Origin of the sequence: Kitasatospora sp. NPDC057738 (genome assembly GCF_042798815.1) — a bacterium.
In the GTDB taxonomy this organism is placed as follows: Bacteria; Actinomycetota; Actinomycetes; order Streptomycetales; family Streptomycetaceae; genus Kitasatospora; species Kitasatospora lactacystinica.
In genome coordinates this window covers 173263-182368 of record NZ_JBHVJT010000005.1, presented here as the reverse complement: position 1 = coordinate 182368, position 9106 = coordinate 173263, and the positions used below count along the sequence as shown (strand labels likewise).

Annotated in this window: 8 protein-coding genes; 2 read left to right on the top strand and 6 right to left on the bottom strand. The window is 73.1% G+C overall.

Annotated features, from left to right (window positions below; translation table 11 throughout):
- Positions 1–131 precede the first annotated feature (131 nt).
- A complete protein-coding gene (locus ACFVGO_RS04680; protein ID WP_380630851.1) occupies positions 132–1982 on the top strand; it encodes a trypsin-like serine protease in 1851 nt (616 codons plus the stop codon).
- A 103-nt stretch (positions 1983–2085) separates the two neighbouring features.
- Here ACFVGO_RS04680 and ACFVGO_RS04675 read toward each other — a convergent pair whose 3' ends face one another.
- From ACFVGO_RS04675 to ACFVGO_RS04650, 6 genes are all read right to left on the bottom strand, one after another.
- Positions 2086–3507 carry an MFS transporter gene (locus tag ACFVGO_RS04675; RefSeq protein WP_359914861.1) on the bottom strand — a complete coding sequence of 474 codons (1422 nt, stop codon included), beginning with the start codon at positions 3505–3507 and terminating at the stop codon, positions 2086–2088.
- Positions 3504–4334 (bottom strand): glycerophosphodiester phosphodiesterase, encoded by an 831-nt coding sequence (locus ACFVGO_RS04670; RefSeq protein ID WP_380357919.1) that lies wholly within the window; start codon positions 4332–4334, stop codon positions 3504–3506. Before ACFVGO_RS04670 ends, ACFVGO_RS04675 begins: the two co-directional genes overlap by 4 nt.
- Positions 4335–4484: 150 nt before the next feature.
- Complete coding sequence (locus tag ACFVGO_RS04665; RefSeq protein WP_359914855.1) at positions 4485–4889, bottom strand: hypothetical protein; 405 nt, start codon at positions 4887–4889, stop codon at positions 4485–4487.
- Entirely contained in the window at positions 4886–5341 is a 456-nt protein-coding gene (locus ACFVGO_RS04660) for a protease inhibitor I42 family protein (RefSeq protein ID WP_359914852.1), read from the bottom strand. Before ACFVGO_RS04660 ends, ACFVGO_RS04665 begins: the two co-directional genes overlap by 4 nt.
- Before the next feature lie 14 nt (positions 5342–5355).
- Positions 5356–6933, bottom strand: a complete 1578-nt coding sequence (locus ACFVGO_RS04655) for a peptidoglycan-binding protein (protein WP_359914849.1) — start codon at positions 6931–6933, stop codon at positions 5356–5358.
- Between the two features lie 158 nt (positions 6934–7091).
- Positions 7092–7427, bottom strand: a complete 336-nt coding sequence (locus ACFVGO_RS04650; RefSeq protein ID WP_359914846.1) for a hypothetical protein — start codon at positions 7425–7427, stop codon at positions 7092–7094.
- Between the two features lie 295 nt (positions 7428–7722).
- On the opposite strand from ACFVGO_RS04650, the gene ACFVGO_RS04645 reads away from it, so the two are divergent.
- Entirely contained in the window at positions 7723–8979 is a 1257-nt protein-coding gene (locus ACFVGO_RS04645) for an FAD-dependent monooxygenase (protein WP_380357927.1), read from the top strand.
- The last annotated feature ends 127 nt before the right edge of the window (positions 8980–9106 follow it).

The window sequence follows — 9106 nt, the reverse complement described above, 5'->3', positions numbered from 1 at the left end:
CCCCTCCCCCTCCCCCCCCCTCCACCCAACCACCTGCTTCCCCCCCCCCCCCGCCCCGGCCGGTGAACCTCCTGCGCACCCCGCGCACCTGCGGCGTGCCCTCCTTCCCGAACGTTCCAGGGAGATCCCTCATGTCCCGCAAGTCCCAGGTCCGCTCCTGGCGGGCCGGCGTGCTGGTCGCGGCCGCTGCCGCCGGCACGCTGAGCACCTTCACCCCGGCCGGCGCCGTGGTCGGCGACCCGGCCGCCGACGGCACCTACGCCTACACCGCGCGCCTGGTGATCGGCGACAACGTGCGCGCCTGCACCGGCGTGCTGGTGGACCGCTACTGGGTGGCCACCGCGGCCTCCTGCTTCTCCGACGACCCGGCGCAGCCGCAGGCCCTCGCGGCGGGCGCGCCCAAGTGGAAGACCACCGCCACCATCGGCCGCACCGACCTGACGACCGGCGCGGGCACGGTGACGGAGGTCGTGGAGCTGGCGCCGCGCCAGGACCGTGACCTGGTCCTCGCCCGGCTGGCCAAGCCCGTCACCGACATCGCCCCGATCGCGGTCGCCACCACCGCCCCCAGCGCCGGGGAGACGCTGCGGGTGCCCGGGTACGGCCGGACCAAGGCCGAGTGGATCACGAACAAGCTGCACAGCGGCGCGTTCAGCCTCGACACCGTGAGCCCGACGGGCATCGGCACCACCGGTACCGGCGGCGCGGCGGTCTGCAAGGGCGACACCGGCGCCCCGGCGATCCGCCAGGTCAACGGCAGGGCCGAGCTGGTGGCCGTGGCCTCCCGCTCCTGGCAGGGCGGCTGCCTGGGCGTGCCCGCCACCGAGACCCGCACCGGCGCGTACTCCTCCCGCGTCGACGACCTCGGCGGGTGGATCGACCAGGTCCGCGGCGGCTGGTGGGACACCGTCACGGCCAACCCGGCCGCCCGCAGCTCGGTCTACGACCCGGTCCGGAAGATCTCCACGGTCTTCGCCGTCGACAGCAACCACCACGTGGTGTTCTCCACCAGCCCGGACGGCACGACCTGGAGCGGCTGGGCGCAGGTCGGTGGCGACTGGGAGTTCGCGAGCGTTCCCACCGCGCTGTACAACCCCTCCACCGGCGGCACCGAGCTGTTCGCGATCGGCACGGACGGCGTGCTGTCCCAGACCTACTGGATGCCGGACGGCCAGGGCTGGCGCGAGTGGTACTTCCAGGACCGCGGCCCGAGGTTCACCGGCAGCCCCACCGCCGTCTACAACCCGGCGACGAGGACCGCGGAGGTCTTCGCCACCCGGACCACCGGGCTCGTCGCGCACTCGTACTACACCCAGGGCACGACGGGGTGGAGCGGCTGGACCGACCTCCGCGGCAACGGGGAGTTCGTGAGCAGCCCGAGCGCCGTGTACAACCCCTCCACCGGTGGCATCGAGCTGTCCGCGATCAACAGCGACGGCGTGCTCAAGCAGACCTACTGGAAGTCGGACGGCCAGGGCTGGCGCGACTGGTACGCCCAGGACTCCGGCTGGACGTTCTCCGGCAGTCCCACGTCCGCCTACAACCCGGTCACCAGGACCGTGGAGGTCTTCGCCACCCGGACCAGCGGGGTCGTCGCGCACGCGTACTACACGCCGGGCATGACGAAGTGGAGCGGCTGGTACGAGATCCCCGGCCGGCAGTTCGCGGGCTCGCCGTCGGTGGTCTTCGACCCCGCCACCGGCGGTTTCAAGCTGTTCGTGGTCGGCGGTGACGGTGTCCTCGCCCGCGCCGAGTGGCAGCCCGACGACAAGCGGTGGCGCGACTGGACCTCCGTCGGGGACTGGAAGTTCACCACCGGCCGCTTCCCGACCGTGACGTTCAACGCCACGGCGGGCGTGCTGGACCTCTTCGCCACCGGGCAGAACGGCGCCCTGAACCACGTCACCTACAAGGCCGACCCGGTCCCGGGCGGTTGGGGCGGCTGGACGACGATCGAAGGCAGGACGATGATCACCGGCTGACGCGCGGCACCGAGCGCCGGAAGCACTCCGGGCCCGGCCGCTCCCCCGATCGGTCGGGGGAGCGGCCGGGCCCGGGTCGTCGTGCGAGCCGTCGGAGGCGCCGTCAGAGCCGTTCGGGCACCGGGTTGCCGACGGCCTCGATGGCGCGGCGGACCGGCACCTTCAGCAGGACGACGAAACCGATGACGAAGAAGATCAGCAGCGAGATGATCGCCGAGCGGTAGCTGCCGGTGATCTGGTAGGCGAGGCCGAAGACCAGCGGGCCCATCCAGCTGGTGCCGCGGTCGCTGACCTTGTAGAAGCTGAAGTACTCGGCCTCCTTGCCCGGCGGGACGAGGTGGGAGAACAGGGAGCGCGAGAGCGCCTGGCTGCCGCCGAGCACCAGGCCGATCATGCAGGCCAGGACGTAGAACCAGGCGGGCTGGTGGGCGGGCATGAAGTAGCCCAGGGCCAGCGTGACGACCCAGCCGACCAGCGAGCCGAGGATGGTCCGCTTGGCGCCGTACCGGTGGGCGATCCGGCCGAGCAGCAGGGCGCCGCCGATCGCCACGACCTGGACCAGGAGGACGGCGGTGACCAGCGAGGTCTGCTCCATGCCGAGTTCCTCGCTGCCGTAGAGCGAGGCCTGGGAGACGACGGTCTGGATGCCGTCGTTGTAGCAGAGGAAGGCGGCGAGGTAGAGCAGCGTGAGCGGGTGCTTGCGCATGCCGCGCAGGGTGTCGGCGAGTTGGCGCAGGCTGCCGCCGGCGGGCTCGCCGTCCTCGGCCGGGGCGGCGGTGGGGCTGGGGGCGATGCCGGCCCGGGAGGGCAGCCGCAGCATCGGGACGACGGTGAACAGCGCCCACCACAGGCCGGCCGAGGCGAGGCAGATCCGCACGGCGGTGCCGGAGTCCAGGCCGAACGCGTCGTGGCCCTGGAAGAGCGCCAGGTTGGCGATCAGCAGCAGTCCGCCGCCCGCGTAGCCGTAGGCCCAGCCCTTGGAGGAGACCTTGTCGCGTTCGTCTGGGGAGGCCAGGCCGGGCAGGTAGGCGTAGGAGAGCGCGACCGAGACCGCGTACGAGATGTTGGCGACCACCAGCAGCGCGCCGCCGAGCAGGTAGCGGTCGCCCTGGAGGAGGAACATCCCCATCGTGGCGAGCGAGCCGAGGTACGCGAAGCCGCACATCAGTTCCTTGTGCCGTCCGGTGCGGTCGGCGACCGTGCCGGTGAACAGCATCACCGCGACCGAGAGCAGCACGGAGAAGGAGACCGTGTAGGGGAAGAACGATCCTGCACGGATCGTCAGGCCGAGCGGGTGCACATTGCCGGCCGCGTCGGCGGCGTCCTTGGCGACGGAGGTCAGGTACGGGCCGAGGAACACTGTCAGGACGGTGGCCGAGAAGGCGGCGTTGGCCCAGTCGTTGACGTACCAGCCGAACTGTATCCGGCGCAGGGCCCGTCCGTCGTCGTCGGCGGCCGCGGGGCCGGCGGCGGGATCGGTCGGTGGGTCGTCCGGCAGGTGCGTCGCCGAGTTCGTGGTGCTCATGGGGTTCCCATCACCGTGCTGGAGCCGGTACTGCCGTCCGTCCAGCAGCCGCGCTCGCCGAGGACGTCCCGCAGGACGTCGATGCGATCGGCCATGATGCCATCCACGCCCAAGTCGAGGAGAGACCTGATCCGTGTGGGATCGTCCACAGTCCAGACGTGCACCTGGAGCCCGAGCCGGTGGGCGGTGCGGACGAAGGCCCGGTCGACCACCCGGACGCCCCGGTGACGCTCCGGCACCTGGGCGCACAGCCCGGCGAACGGCGCCCCCCGGCGCCGGGACAGCGGCCCCGGACCGGCGGACGGCAGGAACGATTCGGCCAGCGAACGCAGCCGCAGCCGGGCAACCTCGCGGGGGCCGAGCGAGGTGGCCAGCCGGGGACCGCCGGCGGCGCGGACGGCGGCCAGCCGGGTGTCGGAGAAGCCGCCGACGCAGACCCGGTCCCAGGCGTCGGTCCGGCGGATCGCCTCGACCAGCGGACCGACGGCCGGCGCCGCCTTGACGTCGATGTTGAAGCGGGCCCCGGGGAACGCGCCGAGCAGGTCCTCCAGCAGCGGCACCGGCTCGGTCCCGCCGATCCGGGCCCGCCTGACGGCCTCCCAGGGCAGCTCCGCCACCGCCCCGGCGCGGTCGGTGACCCGGTCGAGGCGTGAGTCGTGGAAGGCCACCAGCACGCCGTCGGCGGTGGCGTGAACATCCGTCTCCAGGTAGCGGTACCCGAGCGCGACGGCGGCCTCGAAGGCGGCGAACGAGTTCTCGGGGCGCCCGAGGTCACCGCCCCGGTGCGCGAAGGCGAGCGGCCCGGGGTGGTCGAGGAAGGGGTGCATGTGCTGCTCCGAGCTGCGGGGACAGGGACCCGGCGGGGCCGCGCGGCCGTGGTCCGCGGGCGTACCGCGTTACAGTATTACGCACCCTGTCAAGCAGTAACGCTCCGTTTCACCCCGATCCGCAGGACCGGCCCCGGGCCGGGCCGCCCCTCAGCCCCCCGCTCCGCCGCGGACGTCCCGGCGCAGTCCCAGGATCTCCGCGACGGCCTCCAGCCAGCGGGCGAGCAACTGGTCGCCGTCGACGGTGGTGACGGTGGTGGCCGCCGAACCCAGCCAGTCGCGGGCGAGCCGGGCCGGTTCCGTCCCCGGGAGCGGCTCGGGGAGGTCGGCGGCGTAGCGGGCGCCGCCGCTGCGCACCACCTCGGCGAGGAAGGCGAGCGACCGGGGGAGCACCCCCAGCCGGTCGGCGGCCAGCGCGGCCGCGATGGCGCCCTCGCCGAACAGCGCGGCCCGGTGCGGGCCGGCGAAGGCCAGGCCGTAGCGGAGCATGGCGGACACGTCGAGCTGCCGCAGCTCGTCGTCCGTCCTGGGGCGGAAGCGGTCGTCGGGGCTCATCGGACCGTCACCGTGTAGGTGTTGCGCACGACCAGTTTCCTGTTCTCGTCGCTGGGGGCGGGCAGGTTGCAGTAGCTGCGGAAGCAGTTGAGGAGGGTGACGGCGGTGGTCCCGCGGCCCTTGGCCTCGAAAGTGTAGAAGCGGGTGCCGCCGACGCCGTCCGAGGTCTTCGACTTCTCCGGGAGGTCGAGCCGCTCGTCGGCCAGGGCGGCGACGGCGGCGTCCGGCCTCGGGTCCACGACGCTCCAGCGGTCGCCGGCCGAGGTGTTGTCCGGGACGGCGACCGTGAAGCGCTCGCCGACGGCGAGGTCGACCGAGCGCTCCTGCGCGCCGAGCACCCGGCCGCGCTCCGGCCCGTTCCGCGCGGCCCTCGTGTCCTGCCCGCAGGCCGACAGCCCGGCCGCCAGGACGGCCGCCAGCGCCGCCGCCCGGACCGGCATCCTCGTGAACACCCGTACCGTCCCGGTCACTTCGGCAGGTGGACGGCGTAGGCGGTGGGCAGCCGGTTGTCCGAGGCGCCGCCCATGCGGCCGTTGACGAAGTCGTCCTCGCTGACCCAGGTGGTGGTGCCCCACGGGTTGTAGATCTGCAGCATGTTGCCCTCCTGGCCGACGATCATCATGGCGTGGCCCGACCGCTTGCCGTCCTTGTCGTAGCCCTCCACCCCGACCGGCACCGGCTTGCCGTCGGCGACCGCCTTCTCGATGTCCGGCAGGAGCTCGCGCCGGTCGTCGGGGTTCGGCATCTTCTTGTAGTCGAAGTCGGCGCCGGTGTGCGGGCTGACCTCCTTCTCCAGCACCTTCTCCTTGCCGTCCGCCCCCATGCCGTCCCAGTTGTCGCCGCCGTCGCCCTCCTGGTGCACCCGGTGCTGCTCGGCCAGCAGCCGCTGCTGGAACGCCGCCGGGTCGTCCTCCTGGCCGGTCGGCCCGCCGGTCAGGTCCAGCGCGTAGAGCGGGTCGACCATCGCCCGGGCGGTGACGGTGGAGGAGGCGACGCAGGTGCCCTCGGTGTTCGCCTGCTGCCAGCGGGCGCCGTCGAAGGTGACCTCGTCCGTGTTCTTGTTGGAACCGTCGTCGTTGGTCCCGCCGCTGGTGGTGTCGTCGTCCTCGGTGTGGACGGGCGTCAGGTGCGTCCGGAGCCACTCCGGGTCCTTGCCGTGGATCTTGCCCTGGAACGCGCGGATCTCGTCCATGTTGTGACCGGCCGCCAGCGCCTTCATCAGATACGCGCGCTCCTGCGGGGACTTGGAGTCGGCGAGCAGCTTCTCGAAGTCCGCCCGGTCCTTCTCGTTCATCTTGTCCAGGTACTCGCCGGACCGCTTCATGTCGTTGGCGGTCAACAGCTCGTTCAGCTCGGTCGGACCGTCCGGACCGGAGGTCTCGGCCAGCACGAGCTTGTCGGCGGCGGTGACCGCGCCGGTCTTCATCTTGCCCGCGCGGGCCTCGGAGGCCAGCTTGTTCAGGTCGCGGGCCGCCGCACGGGCGGCCTCGTCGGCGCGCTTGGCTGCGCTCAGCATCGCGTCGACCTGGGGCACGGCGGCCTGCTGCGCCTTCTTGCGCGCCGCCTCCTCGTCGTCGCCCTCGAACCAGTCGTCGAACCAGCCGTCCTCACTGCCCAGCGAGCCCAGCACCTGCTGGAGCGCGGACCGCGCGGCGCTGTCCTGGCCCTGGGCGTTGCGCAGCGCGTCCGCGAGGCGGAGCAGGGCTATCCCGCCGTTGTGGAGCGCGCTGGTCTGCTCGTCGACGGCGCGGGCCGCGGCGGCCACCACCTCGGCGGCCTTCGCCCCCGTGGAACCGGTCCAGACGTCCGGCAGCCCGGCGGTGGCGACCGCCAGGACGTCCTGGTGGAGCTGGTTCGAGTCGGCGGCCGCGTTCTTGTAGCGGTTGCCGGTGGCCTCGATGGTGCCCGGGTCCCCGACCGGCGCGTGGACCGCGAGGGCTCCCTTGATCGCGGAGATCAGCCCGTTCTTGCTGTCCGCCTCGCGGACGTCCTTCAACCGGTCGCTCAGCGCCTTGCAGCGCTGCGTGGTGGATTCGCCTGCCATGGCGGCTCGTTCGCTCCGTTCCCATTGCCCGTGGTGTGGTTCCTGCCGCTGCCCGTCGGCTCCTCGTCGGCCGCCGGGCTGCGCGTACAGCCGCGCGTTCGGCCGCGCGTGCGGACACGCGTACAGCCGCGTGTTCGGCCGCGGCCCGTGTGCCGGACTCAGCCGAAGGGCCGGTACCCGCCGCTGCCCGAGGCCGCCACGAGGTCCTTCACCACGGCGCCGTCGGCCGACTGGTAGCCGGCCGAGGAACCGCGGACCTTGCCCGCCAGCTCGCTCAGCGCGCTCTTGATCGTCGCGCTCTGCGCCTGCCAGGAGCTGCTGAAGTTCTGGTACGCCGGATCGACGTCCTCACCCCCGAACACGTCAGCGGTGTAGCACACCGGATCGCTGATCGCCGTCCCGATCGTGCCCTCGTCCCCGGACGCCTTGTCCAGCGCCTTCGCCTGGCCCTCGGCCCCGCCGGCCTGGATCGCGTACCCCGACCCCTGCGCCATGGTTCCCCCTCGTGCGTCCCCCGAGCCGTCCGCGCGACGGCGTCCGAGCACCATACGGGCCGTCCGGTGCCCGGGCAATTCGTATCGGGCCTGGTGGGGGCGCTGTTGCAGATTCATGACACACCGTCCACCGATCGGTCACGGCGCCCCGCCGAGGCTTGAGCGGGCGCCGTCCTGTCAGCGCGCCGCCGGTGTCCTGTCAGCGGTGACAGCGCCGCGTCCGCGTCCTGTCCGCGCGGTGCAAGTGCCCCGGCCCACGCTGGTGTTGAAACGGAGCAACCCACGGGAGGTCACCATGTCCAACAGCATCCGGCCGCACTCCGGCACCCGCCCCACCTCGGTCCTGGTCTCCGGCGCCGGGATCGCCGGCACCGCGCTCGCCCACTGGCTGAACCGCTACGGCTTCCACGTCACGGTCGTGGAGCGGGCCCCCTCGCTGCGCGGCGGCGGGCAGGCGGTGGACATCCGCGGCGCCGCCCTGACGGTGGTCGAGCGGATGGGGCTGCTGGAGGAGGTCCGGGCCCGCCGGACCGGGCTGCGCGGGATGTCCGTGGTCGACGCGGACGGCCGCGAGCTGCGCAGCACCACCGAGTGGACGGCCACCGGCGGGCCGATCGGCGGCCCGGACGTGGAGATCCTGCGCGACGAACTCGCCGAGCTGATCGCCGGAGCGGACGGTGGCGCCGCGGGTGACGGGACCGCCGCGGGTGACGGGACCGCCGGGACCGCCGGGCCCGGCGTCGAGTACCGCTTCGACGACTCGATCGCCACCCTGGCGCAGCACCCGGAAGGCGTCGACGTCCGGTTCCGCGGCGGCACCGAGCGCTCCTTCGACCTGGTCGTCGGCGCCGACGGCCTGCACTCGAACACCCGGCGCCTCGTCTTCGGCCCCGAGGCGGACTACCTCCACCCCATCAACACCTACGTCGCCGGCTGGAGCGCGCCCAACCACCTCGGTCTCGACCGCTGGGAGATCGCCCACCGGGACGGCGACGACCCGAACTGGTTCTGCATGGCGATGACCGTCCGCGGCAACAGCGAACTGCGCGTCTTCGTCGGCTTCCACAGCGACGAGCCGATCGACGACATGCTCCCGCGCGACCCGGCCCGCCAGCGGCAGTTGGTGGCCGAGCGCTCCGCCCACGCGCGCTGGGAGCTGCCGCGCTTCCTGGAGGCGATGCGGGAGTCCGACGCCTTCCACTACGACGTCGTCGCCCAGATCCGGATGGACCGCTGGTCCAACGACCGCGTCGTCCTGCTCGGCGACGCCGGCTACTGCTGCTCCCCGGCCACCGGCCAGGGCACCAGCGTGGCGCTGACCGCCGCCTACGTCCTGGCTGGCGAACTGCGCGCGGCCGACGGCGACCACCGCGCGGCCTACCCCGCGTACGAGCGGCGGCTGCGCGACCACGTGGCCGCCAACCAGGCGATCCTCGACGTGACCGGGGACCGGAAGGCCCGGTCCGAGGCCGTCACGAACCTCGGGCAGTCCGACCCGAAGCTGGAGGCGGCCTTCCGGGCGGCGCTCGACTTCGACCTGCCGGACTACTGACCTGCCGGACCGCCGGCCGGCGGGGCTCCGCCCACCGGCTGGCGGGGGGGACCCCCCACCCCACGCAGGGGGGGACCAGAGGGGGAGGGGGGGGAAAAAACCGCAGGAGAAGAACGGGGGGGGGCGC

Coding starts and splice junctions, on each gene's coding strand:
- ACFVGO_RS04645 (WP_380357927.1), top strand. CDS start 7,723: ATGTCCAACAGCATCCGGCCGCACTCCGGCACCCGCCCCACCTCGGTC.
- ACFVGO_RS04650 (WP_359914846.1), bottom strand. CDS start 7,427: ATGGCGCAGGGGTCGGGGTACGCGATCCAGGCCGGCGGGGCCGAGGGC.
- ACFVGO_RS04665 (WP_359914855.1), bottom strand. CDS start 4,889: ATGAGCCCCGACGACCGCTTCCGCCCCAGGACGGACGACGAGCTGCGG.
- ACFVGO_RS04680 (WP_380630851.1), top strand. CDS start 132: ATGTCCCGCAAGTCCCAGGTCCGCTCCTGGCGGGCCGGCGTGCTGGTC.
- ACFVGO_RS04675 (WP_359914861.1), bottom strand. CDS start 3,507: ATGAGCACCACGAACTCGGCGACGCACCTGCCGGACGACCCACCGACC.
- ACFVGO_RS04670 (WP_380357919.1), bottom strand. CDS start 4,334: ATGCACCCCTTCCTCGACCACCCCGGGCCGCTCGCCTTCGCGCACCGG.
- ACFVGO_RS04655 (WP_359914849.1), bottom strand. CDS start 6,933: ATGGCAGGCGAATCCACCACGCAGCGCTGCAAGGCGCTGAGCGACCGG.